Genomic DNA, 21,714 nt, shown 5'->3' with positions numbered 1-21,714 from the left:
ACCAGATCAAATCGGGCCGCGCTACTCCCGGTTGTCGAGCCTGCGGCGACCGAGGCCTGTAAAACGTGGCGGGGTTCGCTTCGGTGGGGATTTAAACCTGCTCAATGCTTGATTCTAGTCAAGCCTGGGCCAATCGCGGGAGTCATTTCCTGCAATTCACGGGCTCAGACCACTTGCGGTTCGCGCGCGTTCCCGCAGTTGTTTCTGACTTGGCTGGAGAGTTGGGTAGAATCGGTTCTTTTTCCCCCTGAAGGAAGGCCAATGGCTCAGCCCTACAGTGCGCGCAGCCGCGCCATCGAACCTTTCCATGTGATGGCGTTGCTGGCCCGTGCCAACGAACTGCAGGCCGCCGGGCATGACGTCATCCACCTGGAGATCGGCGAACCGGACTTCACCACCGCCGAGCCAATCATCCAGGCCGGCCAGGCCGCGCTGGCGGCGGGCAAGACCCGTTACACCGCGGCCCGTGGCATCCCCGAGCTGCGCGAGGCCATCGCCGGTTTCTACGGCCAGCGCTACGGGGTGGAGATTGACCCCAGGCGCATCCTCGTGACTCCGGGCGGGTCCGGCGCGTTGCTGCTGGCCAGCGCCTTGCTGGTGGACCCAGGCAAGCATTGGCTGCTGGCCGACCCCGGTTATCCGTGCAACCGTCATTTCCTGCGCCTGGTCGAAGGGGCGGCGCAATTGGTGCCGGTGGGGCCGGATGTGCGTTACCAATTGACGCCAGACCTGGTGAACCGCTATTGGGATCAGGACAGCGTCGGTGCGTTGGTGGCCTCACCGGCCAACCCGACCGGGACGATTCTCACCCGGGACGAGCTGGCGGGGCTGTCCAAGGCCATCAAGGGCCACAACGGCCATCTGGTGGTGGACGAGATCTATCACGGCCTGACCTACGGCACCGACGCCGCCAGCGTGCTGGAAGTCGATGACGATGCCTTTGTCCTTAACAGTTTCTCCAAGTATTTCGGCATGACCGGCTGGCGACTTGGCTGGCTGGTGGCCCCTTCGGCGGCTGTCGGCGAGCTGGAAAAGCTCGCGCAGAACCTCTACATCAGTGCGCCGAGCATGGCCCAGTACGCCGCCCTGGCCTGTTTCGAGCCGGCGACCATCGAGATCTTCGAGCAGCGACGGGCCGAGTTTGCGCGGCGCCGTGACTTTCTACTGCCGGCCTTGCGTGAATTGGGCTTCGGTATTGCGGTGGAGCCGGAAGGGGCGTTTTACCTCTATGCCGACATCAGTGCGTTCGGCGGCGATGCCTTTGCGTTCTGCCAGCACTTCCTGGAGACCGAACACGTGGCCTTTACACCGGGCCTGGATTTCGGCCGTCATCAGGCCGGCCACCACGTGCGCTTCGCCTACACCCAGAGCCTGCCGCGGCTACAGGAAGCGGTGGCACGAATCGAACGCGGACTACGGAGCTGGCAAGGCTGATGCATTTTTTCCCTGCGTTGGAAGAAGGTCGCTTGATTCGACGTTACAAGCGTTTTCTCGCCGATATCGAGACCGTTCATGGCGAACTGCTCACTATTCACTGCCCCAACACCGGCTCGATGCTCAATTGCATGGCTGAAGGCGCGCGTGTCTGGTTCAGTCGCTCCAGCGACCCCAAGCGCAAGTTGCCCGGCACCTGGGAAATCGGCGAAACCCCTCAAGGGCGGCTCGCCTGCATCAATACCGCGCGGGCCAACGCGTTGATCGAAGAAGCCTTGCGCGCCGGGGTCATCAGCGAACTGAGCGGGTTTACCGGGCTCAAGCGTGAAGTGGCTTATGGGGTGGAAAACAGCCGCATCGATTTTCGCCTGGACTACGATCAAGGCTCGGCCTGGGTCGAAGTCAAAAGTGTCACTCTGGGTTTCGATGGCACGAATGTGGCGGCGTTTCCCGATGCGGTGACCCTGCGCGGGGCCAAGCACCTGAGGGAGCTCGCCTGCCTGGCCCGGGAAGGTGTGCGGGCGGTGCAGCTGTATTGTGTGAACCTGAGCGGCATCGAAGCGGTGCGCCCGGCACAGGAAATCGACCCGGTGTACGCCGCGGCCTTGCGTGATGCGGTGGCGGCGGGTGTGGAGGTGCTGGCCTATGGGGTCACGCTGACGTCCGAGCAGATGTGGGTGGACCGTGCGTTGCCGGTATTGCTAGAGCTCGACCCAGATGCCTTGCTCGTCCTCCCGGCTGTCTAGCGCAGCGAGGAACTGACCGGCGCAGGGGCCGGCTACGCATTCGCCGCTTTCGATCAGAAACAGTGCGCCGTGAGTGGCGCACTGGATCAGACTGGCGCTGGGGTCGAGGAACTGGTCGGGTTGCCATTCCAGCGGTACGCCCCGGTGCGGGCAGCGGTTGAGATAGGCATAGACCTGGCCGGCGCGCCGCACGACCAGTACTTTGCGCCCATCCATATCGAAGCCGCGACTGCCGTTGTCAGGCAATTGGGCGGCGGTACAAAGAAACTTCATGTGTGTCTCAATATTTGTCGGAGTGAATCCACTGTGGGAGCGAGCTTGCTCGCGATGACGGCGGCACATTCAACATCTCGGTGACTGACTCGCCGCTATCGCGAGCAAGCTCGCTCCCACAAGGTTTCGTGTGGCAAAAGATCCACGCTTGACGGTCAAATGAAAACAATTATCAAATGGCGTCTTCTTCGCAGGAGGCTGAGGATACTTGGCCATGCCCGGTCCTGTGAAAAACTTCTTTGAGGAAGCTGCCCGATGCGCCTGAATATCCGCGTTGTTGCGCTCTGTGTCGCACTGTTGGTCAACCAGGGGGCCAGCGCGGCCCAATTGCCGCAACGCTGGGTCAGTGCCGGCGGCGCCGTGTCGGAGTGGGTCAGTGCACTGGGGGGCGAATCGAAGCTGGTGGGCGTGGACTCCACCAGCCAGCATCCTGAATCCTTGCGGGCCTTGCCCAGTGTTGGCTATCAGCGACAGCTGTCGGCGGAGGGCGTGCTGAGCCTGCGTCCGCAGATCCTGGTGGGCACTGAGGAAATGGGGCCACCGCCCGTGCTGGCGCAAATTCGCAGCGCCGGTGTGCAGGTCGAACTGTTCTCGGCCACACCAGACCTGCCGGCCCTGCAGGGCAATTTGCGGCACCTGGGAAAACTGCTGGGGGCCGAGGCCGAGGCGGCGCGGTTGTTCGACCTTTATCAAAAACAACTCACCCAGCAACAGGCCCGGGTGACCGAAGCCCAGCGCAAGCAAAAGGCTCCCGGCGTATTGCTGTTGGTGGGCAGTTCCGGCGGCAAACCACTGGTTGCGGGCAAGGGCACTTCCGCTGATTGGTTGTTACAGCAGGCCGGCGGTCACAACCTGGCGACCCACAGCGGCTACAAGTCTTTTTCCGTGGAAACCCTGGCCAGCCTGAATCCGCAAGTTCTGGTCTTTGCTGACCGTGCCTTGAGCGGTGAAGAAGCGCGTGCGGCGTTGTTCAGGGAAAACCCGATTCTTTCTTCGACCCGGGCCGCCAGGGACGGGCGTGTCATGGAGCTTGATCCGACGCTGCTGGTAGGCGGCTTGGGCCCGCGGTTGCCACAAAGCCTGATGACACTGACGGCAGGCTTTTATCCGGCTGCGTCGGCCACGGCGCCATGACCTCGTTGGTCAAGCCAGGTACCTTGTTCATTGGCCTGGGCCTGCTGTGTCTGCTGGCAACCTGGCTGTCCCTGGCCCTGGGGCCGGTAAGTTTGCCGTTGCTCGACACCTTGCGTGCTGCCTTGCGTCTGTTGGGCTTGCCGGTGGCCGCCGATGGCCTGGAGCAGGCCGAACTGATCCTTGGCCAGATCCGCTTGCCGCGTACCTTGCTGGGGTTGGCGGTGGGCGGGGTGTTGGCGTTGTCCGGTGTGGCGATGCAGGGGTTGTTTCGCAACCCACTGGCGGACCCGGGGCTGGTGGGTGTGTCCAGCGGTGCGGCACTGGGCGCCGCGTTCGCCATTGTCGGTGGCTCGGCGCTGGGTGGGTTGCCCGAAGCCTTTGGCCCCTACGTGCTTTCGTTGTGTGCATTTCTTGGCGGGCTCGGCGTTACGGCACTGGTCTATCGTCTCGGGCGACGCAACGGCCAGACCCATGTCGCGACCATGCTCCTGGCCGGTATTGCCCTGACCGCGCTGTCCGGTTCGGCCGTCGGCCTGTTCACCTACCTGGCGGACGACGCGACCCTGCGCACCCTGACGTTCTGGAACCTGGGCAGTCTCAACGGCGCCAGCTATGCGCGGTTGTGGCCGCTGTTGCTGGTCAGCGTCGGCGTGGCGCTCTGGCTACCACGGCGGGCCCGGGCGCTTAATGCACTGTTGCTAGGGGAGTCCGAGGCTGCCCACCTGGGCGTTAACGTCGAAAGCCTCAAGCGTGAACTGGTGTTTTGTACGGCCATGGGGGTTGGCGCGGCGGTGGCGGCTGCGGGCATGATCGGCTTTGTCGGGCTGGTAGTGCCGCATCTGGTGCGCCTGGTGGCAGGCCCCGACCACCGTGTGTTGCTGCCCGCTTCGGTGTTGGCGGGTGCCAGCCTGCTGTTGTTCGCCGATCTGGTGGCGCGCCTGGCCCTGGCTCCTGCGGAATTGCCGATCGGCATTGTCACGGCCTTCATCGGCGCGCCGTTCTTCCTTTATCTATTGGTGCGAGGGCGCGCCTGATGCTGCGAGCGCAGAACCTGCACATTCAACGTGGCCGCAAGACGGTGCTGGCGGACGTCGATCTCGAACTCAACCCTGGCGAAGTACTCGGAGTGCTTGGGCCCAACGGCGCAGGTAAAAGTACTTTGTTGGCGGGCCTGTGCGGCGAATTGCGCCCGGCCCAGGGGCAGGTCTGGCTCGATGACCGGCCATTGGCCCAGTGGCAGGGTGCCGAGCGCGCCCGTTGCCTGGCGGTCTTGCCGCAGTCCTCGACCCTGGATTTCGCCTTTCGTGTCGAGGAGGTCGTGGGCATGGGGCGCCTGCCGCACCAGAGTGGTCGAGTGCGCGATGAGCAAGTCGTCTCCGCGGCGCTGCAAGCGGCAGACGCCGCGCATCTGCACGGTCGCAGTTATCTGGCGTTGTCCGGCGGTGAACGTCAGCGGGTGCACTTGGCGCGGGTGTTGGCGCAGTTGTGGCCAGGTGAAGCGGGGCAAACCCTGTTGCTGGACGAGCCGACCTCGATGCTCGATCCGCTGCACCAGCACACCATCCTCCTGGCGGTGCGTGAATTCGCCAGTCGCGGCGCTGCCGTGCTGGTGATCCTGCATGACCTGAACCTGGCGGCGCGTTACTGTGATCGCCTGTTGCTGCTCGCGTCCGGTCGGCCGGTGGCCCTGGACACGCCCCGGCATGTGCTGCGCCCGGAACCGCTCAAGGCGGTGTTTGGCCTGGACGTGCTGGTGCAAGACCATCCGGAGCGCGGGCATCCATTGATCATTGCCCGCTGAGGGCACCCTGGAGGATATGGACGTGCGCCTGCTTCTGATTCTGGCATTGAGTGTACTGACGGCGTGTCAGAGCATCGCACCGCCCCCACTCGGCGGACGAATCCGCGATTTGCACAATGGCCAGGCCGTGACGCCCCAGGCATTGGTTGAACGCTTGGCCAAGGCGCCTCGGGTGGTGGTGGGGGAGCGGCACGACAATCGCGATCACCACGCGCTGCAGGTCTGGCTGCTCCAGGCCCTGGCCGGGCAGCGTGCCCAGGGCAGTCTGTTGCTGGAAATGCTCACCCCCGCCCAGCAGCCACGCGTTGATTCGGTCCGCCAGTTACCCGCCTTGCCGAAGGACCTGCCCGGCGCACTGGACTGGTCGCCCGCCTGGGATTGGCGCCTGTATGGCCCCGTCGTCGAGTTTGCCCTGGCGCAACGCTATCCGTTGCTGGCCGCCAATCTGGACGCCGCCGAAATCCAGCGTTTCTATCGACAAGCACCGGGCTTGATGGGCACTCGCTCCAATGCAGCCACTGTGAAGGACGAGTTGTTGGGGCAAATCCGTGAATCCCACTGCGGTTTGCTGCCCGAGTCGCAAATGCCGGCGATGCTGGCCGTGCAGCAACAGCGTGACCGACGCATGGCCGAACGCCTGCTGCAAGCGCCGACACCGGCATTGTTGTTCGCCGGTGCCTGGCATGCGCGAAAGGATGTTGGTGTGCCGCTGCATGCGCTGGATCTTGGCGCCAGCGAGGCACCGATCGTCCTGATGCTGGCCGAGGAGGGCAGTGAGGTGACGTCGGCCATGGCGGATTACGTGTGGTACACGCCGGCCATGCCGCCACAGGATTACTGTGCGCAGATGCGTGAACACGTCGGAAAGTGATTTTCTACAGGCAAAAAAAGACCCGGCAACAGCCGGGTCAAATAACCGTGATTAGCCTGATGAGGAGATATCTGAGAGTCCGAACCAAGGGCTGTTCAAATATCGACCAGTCTCGCGACCGGATGTGGTAATCATAGCGATTCTCATTACCATGTCAAACATTGTTTTGCGATTCGCCGAAATAACCTCGCGGCCAGGGTCCGTGCAGGAAACGAAAGGGCGTCAGGCCTTGTGGCGCGTCGAAATGGCGTCCAGCTGTTTATTCAGGGCTTCTTTGCGCTCGGCGGGAATGTCATTCCAATGCACATCCATCAACGCGCCCTCGATGGCGTACAGCAACACCTTGGAAGCCCGGAAGCCGCGCGTGCGTACGGCGCGATAGGCGTCCACCGCGCCGAGCCGGCGTAGATCGGATGCGCTGTGGATGCCCACAGCGTGCAGCCACTGGGCTGATGTCTTGCCCAGATTCTTCAGGTGTTGCAGTTCATCATTCATCGAGCCTCCTTGCGACGGCCGACTGGTGCAGTGGGCAAGCTTCTGAGCAGTGTAGCGGTCAGTAGGAAAAGCGTGATTGTTTGGTCGGATTCGACGCAAAAGCTTCTAATGCATTACGCACGATGGGGTGGGAAAAGGCTGCAAACTATATGCTCCAGCGCAAGCGGGGGCGCTGGAGATCCGTTCAGTCTGTGGCAGGTCCGCTCGTTGGCCGACCCGCTTCAAACAGGTTCAGCGAGTGCGGTAGCGCAACCGGGTGCCGAAGTTCATCGACATCAGGATCTCGTCCGCAGACAGTTCCGGCGGGAAGTAGGCACCGGAGATTTGCGCATGGGCCAGGCTCGCGCCTTCCAGTGACGACTTGCGAAAATCGATGCCACGCAGATCGGCGGAGCGGAAGTAGGCGTCGCTGAAGTCAACGTCGTCCGCATTCAGTTCCCGCAGATCAAGGCCTCGAAAGTCGCCGCCACGCATGTCGACCGGGCCTTGTGGGCGTTCGTTGTTGAACCCGGCGATATCGTCTTTGCGCAGCAAGGCATAAAGCGGGGTGTTGAGAAGCTTGGGAAGGCTCATTTCATATCACCTGTTGGTTTTATGACGCCAGTATAGTGCCACTATTTGACGGCCGTGAAGCCGGGCATCGCTTCACGGCCGAAAAAATATCTACAGGCCTGGCAGGCGCTGACGGATCTGCGCGACCACGATGTCGAGTGTGCCGCTTTCATTGGTTTGGACCCGTTTGCTGCAGAGAATTTCCGCCGGGGTCAGGGCTTCGCGGCTGGATTGTTGTGCGGCAATGACCGCCAGGTTCGCATCGGAGGGGTCTTTCTGGTCGGCCTGACGCTGTGCCAGGCGGCTTTCGATGACCGCTTGCGGCGCGTCGCAGTCGAGAATCAGGAACGGAGCACCGGTGGCCTCGGCGATTTTCGCCGCTGCGTCGCGTTGATCGCGCTTGAGGTAAGTGGCATCGATCACTACCGGGAAGCCGGCGCGCAGGATCACCGCGGCGATTTCATGCAGGCGGGCGTAGGTAGCGCTGCTGGCGTCACTGCTATAGATGCCGGCCTCTGGATCGTTGGGTACTTGTTGCTGGCCGAACAGACGCTTGCGCTCCACGTCCGAACGCAGGCGAATGGCGCCCAGCGCCTCTACCAGGCGCATCGCGACATGGCTTTTGCCAACGGCCGAGACGCCGTGGGTGATGGCCAGGAAGCGCGAAGGAATGGTGCTGTAGCTTTCCGCCAGGTTGGCGTAGTTGCGGTACTGGCGCAGGGTGGTGGCGCGCTGCACCGGATCGGCTTCGGCCGGCATGCTGAACAACGCGACTTTTGCCCGGACCAGGGCACGATAGGCTTTATAGAAGTTCAGCAGCTCCAGGCCCTGGTAGTCACCGGTCAGTTCCAGGTACTGGCTGACGAAGCGCCGTGCCAGCGATTTCAGGCCTCGGTCCTCCAGGTCCATCGCCAGGAATGCGGTGTCGGCGTAGACGTCGGTGAAACGGAACGGTTCGTTGAACTCTATGCAGTCGAAAATCACCACCTTGCCGTCGATCACGGTGGCGTTGCCCAGGTGGATATCACCGTGGCATTCGCGGATGAAACCTTCGGCCTTGCGTTGGGTGAACAGCGGCTTGAGGCGTTCGAAGCTGCTCTCGGCCCAGGCTTGCAGGGCTTCGAGTTGCAACAGGTCGGCCTTGTCGTTGAGGAACGGGCGGATCTGTTCGAAGTTCTGCAGCACCGGTGCCATCACGCTTTGCGGGGTGCCGGCGTCGTTTTCGGCGGGCACCTTGGGCGTGGAGAGATGGAACTGGGCGATCTGCGCGGCCATCTCGTCGATGTGCGCGGTGGTCAGTTCGCCGTTGGCTTGCAGCGTGCTGAGCAGTTCGCTCTGCGGGAACTGACGCATCTTCAGGGCGTACTCGATGGCCGGGCCGTCGCCACCCAGCTGTGGCGCTTCGGCGCTGCCGGTAATCGGCAGGACGTCCAGGTACAGGTCCTGGGTCAGGCGCTGGTTGAGGCGTAACTCCTCACCACAGAAGTGCTTGCGCGCCTCGAGGCTGGTGAAGTCGAGGAAGCCGAAGTTGACCGGCTTTTTGAATTTGTAGGCGTATGGCCCAGTGAGCAATACCCAGGAAATGTGGGTCTCGATGACCTGGAACCCTTCGACGGGATGCGGGTAGAGGGCCGGGTTTTGCAGGGCAGCGATCAGGGATTGGCTCACGGGCGGTCCTTCATAGACTGGAAAAATTCAAGGCCGTCATTATGGCCGCAAGCCGCGCTAACGCAAACCGCGTGGAGGGCTCATGTTGAACCGAGGCAAAGTGCGTATAATCCGCCGCCATGACTCGTACCCGATCCCCCCGTACCCCCAAGAAACCACCCGCCAGCCGCCTGCGGCCCTGGCTGGGCTGGGCCCTTAAACTCAGCCTGGTGGGCCTCGTCGTGCTCGCCGGTTTTGCGGTCTATCTCGATGCCGTGGTCCAGGAGAAGTTCTCTGGCAAGCGCTGGACCATTCCGGCCAAGGTCTATGCCCGGCCGTTGGAGCTGTTCGTCGGACAGAAGCTGAGCAAGGATGATTTCCTGACCGAGCTCGATGCCTTGGGTTATCGCCGTGAAAGCGTGGCCAATGGTCCGGGTGCGGCCTCGGTCAATGGCAATACCATCGACCTCAACACCCGTGGCTTTCAGTTCTATGAAGGCATGGAGCAGGCACAACCGGTGCGGGTGCGTTTTTCCGGCGATTATGTCGCTGCGCTGACCGGCGCCAACAACGCAAGCCTGTCGGTGGTGCGCCTTGAGCCGTTGCTCATTGGTGGCCTGTACCCCAAGAACCTCGAAGACCGGATCCTGATCAAGATCGACCAGGTGCCGCCGTTCCTGCTCGATACGCTGATCGCCGTCGAAGACCGCGACTTCTACCATCACTTCGGCGTCTCGCCCAAGTCGATTGCCCGGGCCATCTGGGTCAATACCTCCTCGGGCCACATGCGCCAGGGCGGCAGTACCCTGACCCAACAGTTGGTCAAGAACTTCTACCTGACCAACGAACGCAGCCTGACCCGCAAGCTCACCGAAGCCATGATGGCGTTGTTGCTGGAGCTGCACTACGACAAGCAGGAGATCCTGGAGGCGTACCTCAACGAGGTATTTATCGGTCAGGACGGTCAACGGGCGGTGCACGGTTTCGGCCTCGCCAGCCAGTTCTTCTTCAGCCAACCGCTGTCCGAACTCAAGTTGCATCAGGTGGCGTTGCTGGTGGGCATGGTCAAGGGACCGTCTTCCTACAACCCGCGTCGTAATCCGGAACGCGCCCTCGAACGGCGCAACCTGGTGCTCGACCTGCTGCAACAACAGGGTGTGGCGACGGCCGAGCAAGTCGAGGCGGCGAAAAAGATGCCGTTGGGCGTGACCAAGCGCGGCAGCCTGGCGGACAGCTCCTTCCCCGGCTTCATGGACCTGGTCAAGCGTCAGTTGCGGGAAGACTACCGCGACGAAGACTTGACCGAAGAAGGCCTGCGCATCTTCACCAGTTTCGATCCGATCCTGCAGATGAAGGCTGAAGCCTCGGTCGAGGACACTTTCAAGCGGCTGGGTGGGCGCAAGGGCGCCGACGAAGTTGAAGCGGCCATGGTGGTGACCAACCCGGAAACCGGTGAAGTCCAGGCCATGATCGGCAGCCGGCAGGCCAGTTTCGCCGGTTTCAACCGAGCGCTGGATGCGGTGCGTCCGATTGGCTCGCTGATCAAGCCGGCGGTGTACCTCACCGCCCTGGAAAAGCCGAGCCAATACACGCTGACCAGTTGGCTGTCGGACGAGACGTTCTCGGTCAAGGGCGCCGATGGCCAGGTCTGGAAACCGCAGAACTATGATCGTCGTTCCCACGGTACGGTGTTCCTGTACCAGGGGCTGGCGCACTCCTACAACCTGTCGACCGCTCGCCTCGGGCTGGAAGTCGGCGTACCGAACGTACTCAAGACCCTGGCGCGCCTGGGGGTTAGTCGCGAATTCCCGGCGTTCCCATCGATGTTGCTGGGGGCCGGAGGCCTTACGCCGATCGAAGTGGCGGCCATGTACCAGACGCTGGCCAACGGCGGTTTCAATACGCCGATGCGCGGGATCCGCAGCGTGCTGACCGCCGATGGCGAACCGCTCAAGCGTTATCCGTTCCAGATCCAGCAGCGTTTCGATCCGGCCTCCATTTACCTGATCCAGAGCGCGATGCAGCGGGTCATGCGTGAAGGCACCGGCAGCTCGGTCTATAACGTGCTGCCCCGGACCCTGACCTTGGCGGGCAAGACCGGTACCAGTAACGACTCGCGCGACAGCTGGTTCGCCGGCTTCAGCCAGGACCTGCTGGCGGTGGTCTGGCTCGGACGTGATGACAATGGCAAGACCCCGTTCACCGGTGCCACCGGTGCGCTGCAGGTCTGGACCAGCTTCATGCGCAAGGCCGACCCGTTGCCGCTGGACATGCCGCAACCGGACAACATCGTCCAGGCGTGGGTCGATTCGCGCACGGGACAAGGCTCCGATGCCAATTGCCCGGGCGCCGTGCAGATGCCGTATATTCGCGGCAGCGAACCGCCACCCGGTGCAGCCTGTGGCGGCACGAATCCCGCCGAATCGGTGATGGATTGGGTCAAGGACTGGATGAATTAAGCAAAGAGGGTTTCAAGTGAACAAGTGGTTGATTCCAGCGGTAACGGCCGTGGCTTTGCTCAGTGGTTGCTCTACCGTACAACGCGGTTCGATTCCGGTCGTTGATTCCGGCACCGCTGTTTCCAACAGCGAGCGGGTCTCGGCCAATGGCGGTTTCCGTCAAACGACAGTGAAGCGGCCGGCGCAGGGCCAGGTCCAGGCAATCCCGCAGGGCGACACCGGTGTCGTCGTGATGGTGCCAGGTGGCGGCGCGACGACCTCTGCGCCGATCAGCAGCACGCCGATCACGCCGGGCCCGATTACCCCCGGGCCAATCGAAACCTCGCCGATCGACCAGGGCAGCTATAGCATGCCTTCGACGCCGAGCAGCATTCCGTCGGCAGGAGCCGGTGGTCTGTCCGCCGATGAACAGCTCGACGGCCCGGTTCTGGCCCTGTTGACCACGGCGCAACAGCAACAGGCCGGTGGTGACCTCAACGGTGCGTCTTCCAGCCTGGAGCGTGCCCAGCGTGTCGCGCCGCGCGAACCCCAGGTGCTTTATCGCCTGGCCCAGGTGCGCATGGCCCAGGGCGATGCGCCGCAAGCCGAACAGCTGGCCCGTCGTGGCCTGACATTCTCCAGTGGTCGCCCGGCACTTCAGGCCAGCCTGTGGGAGTTGATCGCCCAGGCCCGTGAGAAACAGGGCGATTCCGCTGGCGCGGCATTGGCCCGTCAGAAGGCCAAGGTTTCGCTTTGATGGATACGCGTTTTCCTCAAATCGCCGATCAGTTGCTGTTGATCGAGCGGGAGTTGCGAGTCCAGGGCTGGTGGAGCGATGTTTCGCCTTCGGCGCAGGCACTGGCCAGTGTCGAGCCGTTCGCGGTCGACACCCTGGACTTCGAGCAATGGCTGCAATGGATCTTCCTGCCCAGGATGAAAGCCATCCTGGAAAACGACCTGCCGCTGCCCAACGCCTCGGGCATCCTTGCCATGGCCGAGATGGTCTATGCACAGCGGCCAGGGCAGGGCATCGAGTTGCAGCGGCTGCTGGCGCAGTTCGATCAGTTGATCAGCAACGCCGGCTGACCGGCGTTACTGACAATTCTCCTCGATTTGCTTGCGGGTCTCGTCGATCCGCTGGCGCCGCTCTTCTTCGGTGAGGCGGCGCATTTCCCCCTCTACGTCTTCGCGTACCCTGGGGTTGTTCTGCAATTGCGCCAGATTGGTCCGGGCCTGTTCGCAGAACGCCTTGAGTTGGGCTTCCTGCTCGGTAATCTGTTTCTTGACCTGTTGGTCGATGGCCTTTTGGTCGCCAATGACTCCGCCAGACGGCGGTGCCGCCGGTTTGGCGGGCGGCGGGGCGGACTTGATCACGGTCGTGGCCTCCGTGCCTTCGGGCGGCTGGGCGCCGAAGTGGGTAACGCCCTGGGCGTCCACCCATTTGTAGACCTGACCGGCCATGCACATCGGGCTCAGGCCAACCAGCAGGCTGGCCGTCAAGAAGATCATTCGCATGCTGTTTCCTTGTCATGGGTTGCGCAATTGAAGCTAACACAGTTGCCGTTTAAAGGTTTTTTCTTGCGTTCTCATGCGCTTACTTCGAATAAAACACATAGACGACTTGACTTGAAGGAGGCGAAACAGAAGAATCCAAAGTCCGCTGTAGAGGGACTGCCAGAAGCAGACCCACTCAGCAGATCATGAGGCGCACATCCGCGCCGACCTGTTACACCCGCAACGCGTTACCTCGCGCTGGGTGGGAAAGGCCCGCAACACTTGGGACGATCCCAATACTTGCTCAGTCAGTGCTGACGTAGTCGGCGACCACCGTCGCTCATGCTCTGCCGAGAAGTAAACCTATTAAGACCCGTCCCTTTCTTGTGGGTCGGTATTCTGGCGTTTTAGAGGTGAACAACGTGGAGCTTTTATCTGGCGGTGAGATGCTCGTCCGCTTTTTGCGTGACGAAGGCGTCAAATATATCTACGGGTACCCCGGTGGTGCTCTTCTTCATGTCTATGATGCCCTGTTCAAAGAACCGGAAGTGACCCATATCCTGGTTCGTCACGAGCAGGCCGCCACCCATATGGCTGACGGCTATGCCCGTGCCACCGGCAAGGCCGGCGTGGTACTGGTGACTTCCGGTCCAGGCGCCACGAACGCCGTCACTGGTATCGCCACCGCGTACATGGACTCCATCCCGATGGTGATCATTTCCGGCCAGGTGCCCAGCACCATGGTGGGTACCGACGCATTCCAGGAAACCGACATGATCGGTATCTCCCGGCCGATCGTGAAGCACAGCTTCATGATCAAGCACGCGTCGGAAATCCCGGAAGTCATGAAGAAGGCCTTCTACCTGGCAGAATCCGGTCGTCCGGGCCCGGTCGTGGTCGATGTTCCGAAAGACATGACCAACCCGGCCGAGAAGTTCGAATACATCTTCCCGAAAAAAGCCAAGCTGCGTTCCTACAGCCCGGCCGTACGCGGCCACTCGGGGCAAATCCGCAAGGCAGCCGAAATGCTCCTGGCGGCCAAGCGCCCTGTGCTGTACTCCGGTGGTGGCGTGATCCTCGGTGGTGGCTCCGCGCCGCTGACCGAACTGGCGAAAATGCTCAACCTGCCGGTCACCAATACGCTGATGGGCCTGGGCGCGTTCCCGGGCACCGACCGTCAGTTCATCGGTATGCTCGGCATGCACGGCAGCTACACCGCCAACCTGGCGATGCACCACGCCGATGTGATCCTGGCGGTCGGCGCACGTTTCGACGACCGCGTCATCAATGGTCCGGCGAAATTCTGCCCGAACGCCAAGATCATCCACATCGACATCGACCCGGCGTCCATCTCCAAGACCATCAAGGCAGACGTGCCGATTGTCGGTCCTGTAGAGAGCGTGCTGACCGAAATGGTCGCCATCCTCAAGGAAATCGGCGAGGTTCCAAACAAGGAATCCGTGGCCAGTTGGTGGAAGCAGGTTGATGAATGGCGCGGCGATCGTGGCTTGTTCCCTTATGACAAGGGTGACGGCAGTGTGATCAAGCCGCAGACCGTGATCGAAACCCTGTGCGAAGTGACCAAGGGCGATGCCTTTGTGACCTCCGACGTGGGCCAGCACCAGATGTTCGCTGCGCAGTACTACAAGTTCGACAAACCCAATCGCTGGATCAACTCCGGCGGCCTGGGCACCATGGGCTTCGGTTTCCCGGCGGCCATGGGCATCAAGTTGAGCTTCCCAGAGGCTGATGTCGCCTGCGTCACGGGCGAAGGCAGCATCCAGATGAACATCCAGGAGCTGTCCACCTGCCTGCAATACGGTTTGCCGGTGAAGATCGTGATCCTGAACAACGGCGTGTTGGGGATGGTTCGCCAGTGGCAGGACATGAGCTACGGCAGCCGTCACTCGCACTCGTACATGGAATCGTTGCCTGATTTCGTCAAGCTGGCAGAGGCCTACGGTCACGTTGGCGTGCGCATCACCGAATCGAAGGATTTGAAGTCGAAGATGGAGGAAGCGTTCGCCATGAAGGATCGCCTGGTGGTGATCGATATTGCGGTCGACACCAGCGAGCACGTCTACCCGATGCAGATCAAAGACGGCTCCATGCGCGATATGTGGCTGAGCAAGACGGAGCGTACCTAATCATGCGACATATTATTTCCCTGCTTCTGGAAAACGAACCAGGTGCGCTGTCTCGTGTTGTGGGCCTGTTCTCGCAGCGCAACTACAACATCGAAAGCCTGACCGTGGCGCCAACCGAAGACCCGACCCTGTCGCGTCTGACGCTGACCACCGTAGGGCACGATGAAATCATCGAGCAGATCACCAAGAACCTGAACAAGCTGATCGAGGTGGTCAAGCTGGTGGACCTGTCGGAAAGCGCTCACATCGAGCGTGAACTGATGCTGGTCAAGGTCAAGGCCACCGGCGCCCAGCGCGCCGAGATCAAACGCACTACCGATATTTATCGTGGGCAGATCGTCGATGTCAGCGCCAGCGTCTATACCGTTCAGTTGACCGGTACCAGCGACAAGCTCGACAGCTTCATTCAATCGATCGGCACTGCCTCGATTCTGGAAACCGTACGCAGTGGCGTCACCGGGATTGCCCGTGGCGACAAAGTACTGAGCATCTAACCAAATTAGCGAATGGCCTGAACGGCCGGATATAGGGGAAATTCATGAAAGTTTTCTACGATAAAGACTGCGACCTGTCGATCATCCAGGGCAAGAAAGTCGCCATCATCGGCTACGGCTCCCAAGGTCACGCCCAAGCGTGCAACCTGAAAGATTCCGGCGTTGACGTGACTGTCGGCCTGCGTAAAGGCTCGGCCACCGTTGCCAAGGCCGAGGCCCATGGCCTGAAAGTGACCGACGTGGCTTCTGCCGTTGCTGCGGCCGACCTGGTCATGATCCTGACCCCGGACGAGTTCCAATCGGCGCTGTACAAGAACGAAATCGAACCGAACATCAAGAAAGGCGCCACCCTGGCCTTCTCCCACGGTTTCGCGATCCACTACAACCAGGTTGTGCCACGTGCCGACCTCGACGTGATCATGATCGCGCCGAAGGCCCCGGGTCACACCGTGCGTTCCGAGTTCGTGAAAGGCGGCGGTATCCCTGACCTGATCGCGATCTACCAGGATGCGTCCGGCAACGCCAAGAACGTGGCCCTGTCCTACGCTGCTGGCGTGGGTGGCGGCCGTACCGGCATCATCGAAACCACCTTCAAGGACGAAACCGAAACCGACCTGTTCGGCGAGCAAGCCGTTCTGTGCGGCGGTACCGTCGAGCTGGTCAAGGCCGGTTTCGAAACCCTGGTTGAAGCTGGCTACGCGCCGGAAATGGCCTACTTCGAGTGCCTGCACGAACTGAAGCTGATCGTTGACCTCATGTATGAAGGCGGTATCGCCAACATGAACTACTCGATCTCCAACAACGCCGAATACGGCGAGTACGTGACCGGTCCGGAAGTCATCAACGCCGAATCCCGTCAGGCCATGCGCAACGCCCTGAAACGTATTCAGGACGGCGAATACGCCAAGATGTTCATCAGCGAAGGCGCTACCGGCTATCCTTCGATGACCGCCAAGCGTCGTAACAATGCCGCTCACGGTATCGAAATCATCGGCGAGCAACTGCGCTCGATGATGCCGTGGATCGGTGCCAACAAGATCGTCGACAAAGCCAAGAACTAAGTCGCGAACTTGATCGAAAAACGCGGCCTCGGCCGCGTTTTTTCGTTTGGGCGGTGGCTTCTGGTATAAAGCTGCATCGTTTGCGGCCGAACCGTCGTCCCAGACATCTGTCGAATTTTTTCACACCGTTGCAAGGTATTGTCCATGAGCGAACGTCCCGACGAGCCAAACCAGGCTCCTGACGCCGAAAGCCTGTTGCCCATCGATGAGCACGTCGAAGAAGGCCATGACGCTGAAGGCCGTAAGGTCCGGCATCGTGGCATCTATCTGTTGCCGAACCTGTTCACCACCGCGAACCTGTTCGCCGGTTTCTATTCCATCATCAGCTCCATGAGTGCCCAGGCTGCCTTGAGCGCTGGCGATAGCGCAGGGGCGAGCCGTTACTTCGCGTTCGCCGCCATTGCGATCTTCGTCGCCATGGTGCTCGATGGCCTGGACGGGCGCGTGGCCCGCATGACCAATACCCAGAGTGCGTTTGGCGCCGAATATGATTCGCTGTCCGACATGGTCGCCTTTGGCGTGGCTCCCGCCTTGCTGGCGTTCGGCTGGGCGCTGGGGGACATGGGCAAGGTCGGCTGGATGGTTGCCTTTATCTATGTGGCGGGGGCGGCATTGCGCCTGGCTCGTTTCAACACCCAGGTTGGCAAGGCTGACAAACGCTACTTCATCGGCCTGGCCAGTCCGGCCGCGGCGGGTGTCGTGGCAGGTGTTGTCTGGGCATTCAGCGACTACGGCATCCAGGGGTCGAAAATGTCGTTCCTGGTGGCGTTGCTGGTTGCGGCGGCCGGGATGTTGATGGTCAGTAATATCAAGTACAACAGCTTCAAGGAGCTGGATCTGAAGGGCCGTGTGCCGTTCGTGGCGATTCTGGCGGTGGTGCTGGTGTTCGCAGTGGTGTTCAGTGATCCGCCGCGTATCCTGTTGTTGGTGTTCCTGGGCTATGCCGCCTCCGGACCGGTGCAATACTTGTTGCGTCTTCGTCGACGCTAAACGTTGCCTTAATGTAATTTCCCCCATACTCCGCAGTCTATTGGTGCATCTGCCCTCCAATACTGCGGAGTTGTCATGCTGATCAAGATCCCTAAGTCGTCCGACTGCCGTGAATCGGACGTCACGCCCGAATCCCTCTATCTATCCCGTCGGCAAATGCTCGGTGCAACCCTGTCTGGCCTCGCCGTCAGCAGCTTGCCTCAATGGGCCAGTGCTGCCGATGCGGCGCGGTATGCCGATGTCGAGCCCGGAAAGGCGCCGTCCTGGTTTGCCGAGAAACTGCCTTCAGTCCAATGGGGCGCGGTCACGGTCAAGAATGAGCCCATCACGCCGTTCAAGGACGCGACCCATTACAACAACTTCTATGAGTTCGGAACCGACAAGGGAGACCCGGCAGCCAATGCCGGGTCGTTGAAGACCGAGCCCTGGAGCGTGGTCGTGGACGGGGAGGTGGGCAAGCCGGGACGCTACGGGTTGGAAGACTTCATGAAGCCTTATCAACTGGAAGAGCGTATCTATCGATTGCGCTGTGTCGAGGCCTGGTCGATGGTTATTCCGTGGATTGGCTTCCCCATCTCTGCATTGCTCAAGCAGGTCGAGCCGACCTCCAAGGCCAAGTACATCCGCTTCGAAACCCTGCAGGATCCCAAGGTCATGCCGGGGCAGCGTTCCGGTTTCGCCTTGATCAACTGGCCATATGTCGAAGGCTTGCGATTGGATGAGGCCATGAATCCGTTGGCTATCCTGGCGGTGGGAATGTACGGACGGGAGTTGCCGAACCAGAATGGCGCGCCGCTGCGGCTAGTGGTCCCATGGAAATACGGTTTCAAAAGTGTGAAGTCCATCGTGCGTATCAGTCTGGTGAGTGAGCAGCCGAAGACGACTTGGCAGAGCATCGCGTCTGACGAATACGGTTTCTATGCCAACGTCAATCCGACGGTCGATCATCCGCGGTGGACCCAGGCGCATGAGCGTCGTTTACCGAGCGGGCTGTTCAGTCCCAATGTTCGCGATACGTTGATGTTCAACGGCTATCAGGATGAAGTCGCTTCTTTATATGCAGGGATGGACCTGAGGAAGGACTACTGATGCGTTTTCCAGTCTGGCGAATCGGCGTCTTCATCGCGGCGGCGATCTGGCCCTTGTTCTGGCTTTACGAGGCCTTGATGAACTCGCTGGGTCCTGACCCGGGCAAGGTGCTGGTGGATCGGCTCGGGTTGGGCACGTTGATCCTGTTGTTGATCACCTTGAGCATGACGCCGCTGCAAAAGCTGACGGGATGGGCAGGGTGGATTGCGGTCAGGCGGCAGTTGGGGTTGTGGTGCTTTACTTATGTGGTGCTGCATTTGAGCGGGTATGCGGCGTTCATATTGGGGTTCGACTGGTCGCAGCTGGGCGTCGAGTTGAGCAAGCGGCCTTACATTATTGTCGGGGCGCTTGGCTTTCTCGGCCTGCTGGCGCTGGCGGTCACATCCAATCGCTACAGTCAGCGGCGGCTTGGCGTGCGCTGGAAGAAATTGCATCGCCTGGTTTATCTGATCCTGGGGCTTGGGTTGTTGCATATGCTGTGGATCGTGCGGGCAGATCTGAAGGAGTGGGCGATATACGCCTTTATAGGGGCTGTACTGTTGATGCTGAGAGTCCCGCCGGTTATGCGTCGGATCCCGCGTTTGCTGGGTAGGAAAGTTCCTTCTGCAACAAAAGCGTAATTAGGGGTTGACGGCAGATTCTGGAAGTCTATAATTCGCCCCACTTCCGGCGCAGTCGAAACGGAAAACTCCTTGAGATTCAATGAGTTAAGTAGGTTTCGAAGGTGCTGGGCTTCAGTTCATCGAAGCCCGGAAGGAGCAGGTAGAGCGGTGTTGTTTGGCTCTATCAGCGGTTCGATCTTCTCGGTCGAAAGCGGTGAAAAAGAGGTGTTGACAGCAGCGAGTAACGCTGTAGAATTCGCCTCCCGCTAACGAGAGATCGGAAGCGCAAGTGGTTGAAGTTGCAAAGGAAACTTTGAAAACTTCTGAAAATAACCGCTTGACAGATACACGGGGCGCTGTAGAATGCGCGCCTCGGTTGAGACGAAAGACTCAGCCAACCGCTCTTTAACAACTGAATCAAGCAATTCGTGTGGGTGCTTGTGGAGTCAGACTGCTAGTCAACAGATTATCAGCATCACAAGTTACTCCGCGAGAAATCAAAGATGTAACCAACGATTGCTGAGCCAAGTTTAGGGTTTTCTCAAAACCCAAAGATGTTTGAACTGAAGAGTTTGATCATGGCTCAGATTGAACGCTGGCGGCAGGCCTAACACATGCAAGTCGAGCGGTAGAGAGGTGCTTGCACCTCTTGAGAGCGGCGGACGGGTGAGTAATGCCTAGGAATCTGCCTGGTAGTGGGGGATAACGCTCGGAAACGGACGCTAATACCGCATACGTCCTACGGGAGAAAGCAGGGGACCTTCGGGCCTTGCGCTATCAGATGAGCCTAGGTCGGATTAGCTAGTTGGTGGGGTAATGGCTCACCAAGGCGACGATCCGTAACTGGTCTGAGAGGATGATCAGTCACACTGGAACTGAGACACGGTCCAGACTCCTACGGGAGGCAGCAGTGGGGAATATTGGACAATGGGCGAAAGCCTGATCCAGCCATGCCGCGTGTGTGAAGAAGGTCTTCGGATTGTAAAGCACTTTAAGTTGGGAGGAAGGGCATTAACCTAATACGTTAGTGTTTTGACGTTACCGACAGAATAAGCACCGGCTAACTCTGTGCCAGCAGCCGCGGTAATACAGAGGGTGCAAGCGTTAATCGGAATTACTGGGCGTAAAGCGCGCGTAGGTGGTTCGTTAAGTTGGATGTGAAATCCCCGGGCTCAACCTGGGAACTGCATTCAAAACTGTCGAGCTAGAGTATGGTAGAGGGTGGTGGAATTTCCTGTGTAGCGGTGAAATGCGTAGATATAGGAAGGAACACCAGTGGCGAAGGCGACCACCTGGACTGATACTGACACTGAGGTGCGAAAGCGTGGGGAGCAAACAGGATTAGATACCCTGGTAGTCCACGCCGTAAACGATGTCAACTAGCCGTTGGGAGCCTTGAGCTCTTAGTGGCGCAGCTAACGCATTAAGTTGACCGCCTGGGGAGTACGGCCGCAAGGTTAAAACTCAAATGAATTGACGGGGGCCCGCACAAGCGGTGGAGCATGTGGTTTAATTCGAAGCAACGCGAAGAACCTTACCAGGCCTTGACATCCAATGAACTTTCCAGAGATGGATTGGTGCCTTCGGGAACATTGAGACAGGTGCTGCATGGCTGTCGTCAGCTCGTGTCGTGAGATGTTGGGTTAAGTCCCGTAACGAGCGCAACCCTTGTCCTTAGTTACCAGCACGTAATGGTGGGCACTCTAAGGAGACTGCCGGTGACAAACCGGAGGAAGGTGGGGATGACGTCAAGTCATCATGGCCCTTACGGCCTGGGCTACACACGTGCTACAATGGTCGGTACAGAGGGTTGCCAAGCCGCGAGGTGGAGCTAATCCCACAAAACCGATCGTAGTCCGGATCGCAGTCTGCAACTCGACTGCGTGAAGTCGGAATCGCTAGTAATCGCGAATCAGAATGTCGCGGTGAATACGTTCCCGGGCCTTGTACACACCGCCCGTCACACCATGGGAGTGGGTTGCACCAGAAGTAGCTAGTCTAACCTTCGGGAGGACGGTTACCACGGTGTGATTCATGACTGGGGTGAAGTCGTAACAAGGTAGCCGTAGGGGAACCTGCGGCTGGATCACCTCCTTAATCGACGACCGCAGCTGCTTCATGAGCTCCCACACGAATTGCTTGATTCATTGAAGAAGACGATAGAAGCAGCTTTAAGCTCCAAGCTGATAGCTCATAGCTAACAGTTACAAGCTCGAAATTGGGTCTGTAGCTCAGTTGGTTAGAGCGCACCCCTGATAAGGGTGAGGTCGGCAGTTCGAATCTGCCCAGACCCACCAATTTTGTAATGGGGCCATAGCTCAGCTGGGAGAGCGCCTGCCTTGCACGCAGGAGGTCAGCGGTTCGATCCCGCTTGGCTCCACCATAAACTGCTTCTGAAAGCTTAGAAATGAGCATTCCATCAAAGTGATGGTGAATGTTGATTTCT

20 protein-coding genes, 2 tRNA genes and 1 rRNA gene are annotated in these 21,714 nt (G+C 60.1%); 18 read left to right on the top strand and 5 right to left on the bottom strand.

Annotated features, from left to right (window positions below; translation table 11 throughout):
- The first annotated feature begins 261 nt into the window (after positions 1 to 261).
- Both KI235_RS25750 and sfsA read left to right on the top strand, forming a co-directional pair.
- On the top strand, positions 262 to 1,434 hold the full coding sequence (locus tag KI235_RS25750; protein WP_027912140.1) for a pyridoxal phosphate-dependent aminotransferase: 1,173 nt from the start codon (positions 262 to 264) through the stop codon (positions 1,432 to 1,434).
- Positions 1,434 to 2,180, top strand: a complete 747-nt coding sequence (gene sfsA, locus KI235_RS25745; protein WP_039014126.1) for a DNA/RNA nuclease SfsA — start codon at positions 1,434 to 1,436, stop codon at positions 2,178 to 2,180. The genes KI235_RS25750 and sfsA overlap by 1 nt, the downstream gene beginning before the upstream one ends.
- Here sfsA and KI235_RS25740 read toward each other — a convergent pair.
- Complete coding sequence (locus KI235_RS25740) at positions 2,136 to 2,453, bottom strand: Rieske (2Fe-2S) protein (RefSeq protein ID WP_028237086.1); 318 nt, start codon at positions 2,451 to 2,453, stop codon at positions 2,136 to 2,138. The genes sfsA and KI235_RS25740 overlap by 45 nt on opposite strands.
- A gap of 255 nt (positions 2,454 to 2,708) precedes the next feature.
- Between KI235_RS25740 and KI235_RS25735 the strand changes: the two genes are divergently transcribed.
- The 4 genes from KI235_RS25735 to KI235_RS25720 are packed head-to-tail and all read left to right on the top strand — an operon-like array spanning position 2,709 to position 6,259.
- A complete protein-coding gene (locus KI235_RS25735) occupies positions 2,709 to 3,587 on the top strand; it encodes an ABC transporter substrate-binding protein (RefSeq protein ID WP_038857101.1) in 879 nt (292 codons plus the stop codon).
- Between the two features lie 50 nt (positions 3,588 to 3,637).
- Entirely contained in the window at positions 3,638 to 4,621 is a 984-nt protein-coding gene (locus tag KI235_RS25730; protein WP_167331299.1) for an iron ABC transporter permease, read from the top strand.
- Entirely contained in the window at positions 4,621 to 5,388 is a 768-nt protein-coding gene (locus KI235_RS25725; protein ID WP_123351437.1) for a heme ABC transporter ATP-binding protein, read from the top strand. The genes KI235_RS25730 and KI235_RS25725 overlap by 1 nt, the downstream gene beginning before the upstream one ends.
- Positions 5,389 to 5,404: 16 nt before the next feature.
- A complete protein-coding gene (locus KI235_RS25720) occupies positions 5,405 to 6,259 on the top strand; it encodes a ChaN family lipoprotein (protein WP_212795356.1) in 855 nt (284 codons plus the stop codon).
- A 222-nt stretch (positions 6,260 to 6,481) separates the two neighbouring features.
- Here KI235_RS25720 and KI235_RS25715 read toward each other — a convergent pair whose 3' ends face one another.
- The 3 genes from KI235_RS25715 to KI235_RS25705 form a co-directional block, all read right to left on the bottom strand.
- A complete protein-coding gene (locus KI235_RS25715) occupies positions 6,482 to 6,754 on the bottom strand; it encodes a TfoX/Sxy family protein (RefSeq protein WP_003205623.1) in 273 nt (90 codons plus the stop codon).
- A 231-nt stretch (positions 6,755 to 6,985) separates the two neighbouring features.
- The gene (locus tag KI235_RS25710) at positions 6,986 to 7,327 is read right to left on the bottom strand and encodes a pentapeptide repeat-containing protein (protein ID WP_003205621.1); all 342 of its coding nucleotides are present in this window, start codon (positions 7,325 to 7,327) and stop codon (positions 6,986 to 6,988) included.
- Between the two features lie 90 nt (positions 7,328 to 7,417).
- A complete protein-coding gene (locus KI235_RS25705; RefSeq protein ID WP_212795355.1) occupies positions 7,418 to 8,974 on the bottom strand; it encodes a bifunctional aminoglycoside phosphotransferase/ATP-binding protein in 1,557 nt (518 codons plus the stop codon).
- Positions 8,975 to 9,093: 119 nt separating this feature from the next.
- Between KI235_RS25705 and mrcB the strand changes: the two genes are divergently transcribed.
- Genes mrcB through KI235_RS25690 form a run of 3 tightly spaced genes read left to right on the top strand, consistent with a single transcriptional unit; the run spans position 9,094 to position 12,477 of the window.
- Positions 9,094 to 11,412, top strand: coding sequence for a penicillin-binding protein 1B (gene mrcB / locus KI235_RS25700; RefSeq protein WP_003205618.1), 2,319 nt, complete (start codon positions 9,094 to 9,096; stop codon positions 11,410 to 11,412).
- Positions 11,413 to 11,428: 16 nt separating this feature from the next.
- Entirely contained in the window at positions 11,429 to 12,148 is a 720-nt protein-coding gene (locus tag KI235_RS25695; protein WP_003205617.1) for a hypothetical protein, read from the top strand.
- On the top strand, positions 12,148 to 12,477 hold the full coding sequence (locus KI235_RS25690; RefSeq protein WP_003205615.1) for a YqcC family protein: 330 nt from the start codon (positions 12,148 to 12,150) through the stop codon (positions 12,475 to 12,477). Before KI235_RS25695 ends, KI235_RS25690 begins: the two co-directional genes overlap by 1 nt.
- A 6-nt stretch (positions 12,478 to 12,483) precedes the next feature.
- On the opposite strand, the gene KI235_RS25685 is transcribed toward KI235_RS25690, so the two are convergent.
- Entirely contained in the window at positions 12,484 to 12,906 is a 423-nt protein-coding gene (locus tag KI235_RS25685; protein WP_212795354.1) for a DUF4124 domain-containing protein, read from the bottom strand.
- Positions 12,907 to 13,307: 401 nt separating this feature from the next.
- Here KI235_RS25685 and KI235_RS25680 point away from each other — a divergent pair, with 401 nt between their 5' ends.
- From KI235_RS25680 to KI235_RS25640, 9 genes are all read left to right on the top strand, one after another.
- Positions 13,308 to 15,032, top strand: coding sequence for an acetolactate synthase 3 large subunit (locus KI235_RS25680; RefSeq protein WP_212795353.1), 1,725 nt, complete (start codon positions 13,308 to 13,310; stop codon positions 15,030 to 15,032).
- Positions 15,033 to 15,034: 2 nt separating this feature from the next.
- Positions 15,035 to 15,526, top strand: a complete 492-nt coding sequence (gene ilvN, locus KI235_RS25675) for an acetolactate synthase small subunit (RefSeq protein ID WP_003205610.1) — start codon at positions 15,035 to 15,037, stop codon at positions 15,524 to 15,526.
- A 44-nt stretch (positions 15,527 to 15,570) separates the two neighbouring features.
- A complete protein-coding gene (gene ilvC / locus KI235_RS25670; protein ID WP_003185459.1) occupies positions 15,571 to 16,587 on the top strand; it encodes a ketol-acid reductoisomerase in 1,017 nt (338 codons plus the stop codon).
- A 144-nt stretch (positions 16,588 to 16,731) separates the two neighbouring features.
- Complete coding sequence (pssA, locus tag KI235_RS25665) at positions 16,732 to 17,577, top strand: CDP-diacylglycerol--serine O-phosphatidyltransferase (RefSeq protein ID WP_013694218.1); 846 nt, start codon at positions 16,732 to 16,734, stop codon at positions 17,575 to 17,577.
- A 75-nt stretch (positions 17,578 to 17,652) separates the two neighbouring features.
- Entirely contained in the window at positions 17,653 to 18,666 is a 1,014-nt protein-coding gene (gene msrP, locus KI235_RS25660; protein ID WP_003205603.1) for a protein-methionine-sulfoxide reductase catalytic subunit MsrP, read from the top strand.
- Entirely contained in the window at positions 18,666 to 19,286 is a 621-nt protein-coding gene (msrQ, locus tag KI235_RS25655; protein WP_003205600.1) for a protein-methionine-sulfoxide reductase heme-binding subunit MsrQ, read from the top strand. Before msrP ends, msrQ begins: the two co-directional genes overlap by 1 nt.
- 542 nt (positions 19,287 to 19,828) lie before the next feature.
- Positions 19,829 to 21,365 (top strand): 16S ribosomal RNA (locus KI235_RS25650).
- A 123-nt stretch (positions 21,366 to 21,488) separates the two neighbouring features.
- A tRNA-Ile gene (locus KI235_RS25645) sits at positions 21,489 to 21,565 on the top strand.
- Positions 21,566 to 21,575: 10 nt separating this feature from the next.
- Positions 21,576 to 21,651 (top strand) — tRNA-Ala (locus KI235_RS25640).
- The last annotated feature ends 63 nt before the right edge of the window (positions 21,652 to 21,714 follow it).

Source organism: Pseudomonas sp. St386 (genome assembly GCF_018325865.1).
Classification (GTDB): Bacteria; Pseudomonadota; Gammaproteobacteria; order Pseudomonadales; family Pseudomonadaceae; genus Aquipseudomonas; species Aquipseudomonas brassicacearum.
This window is presented reverse-complemented; position numbering and strand designations above follow the sequence as displayed.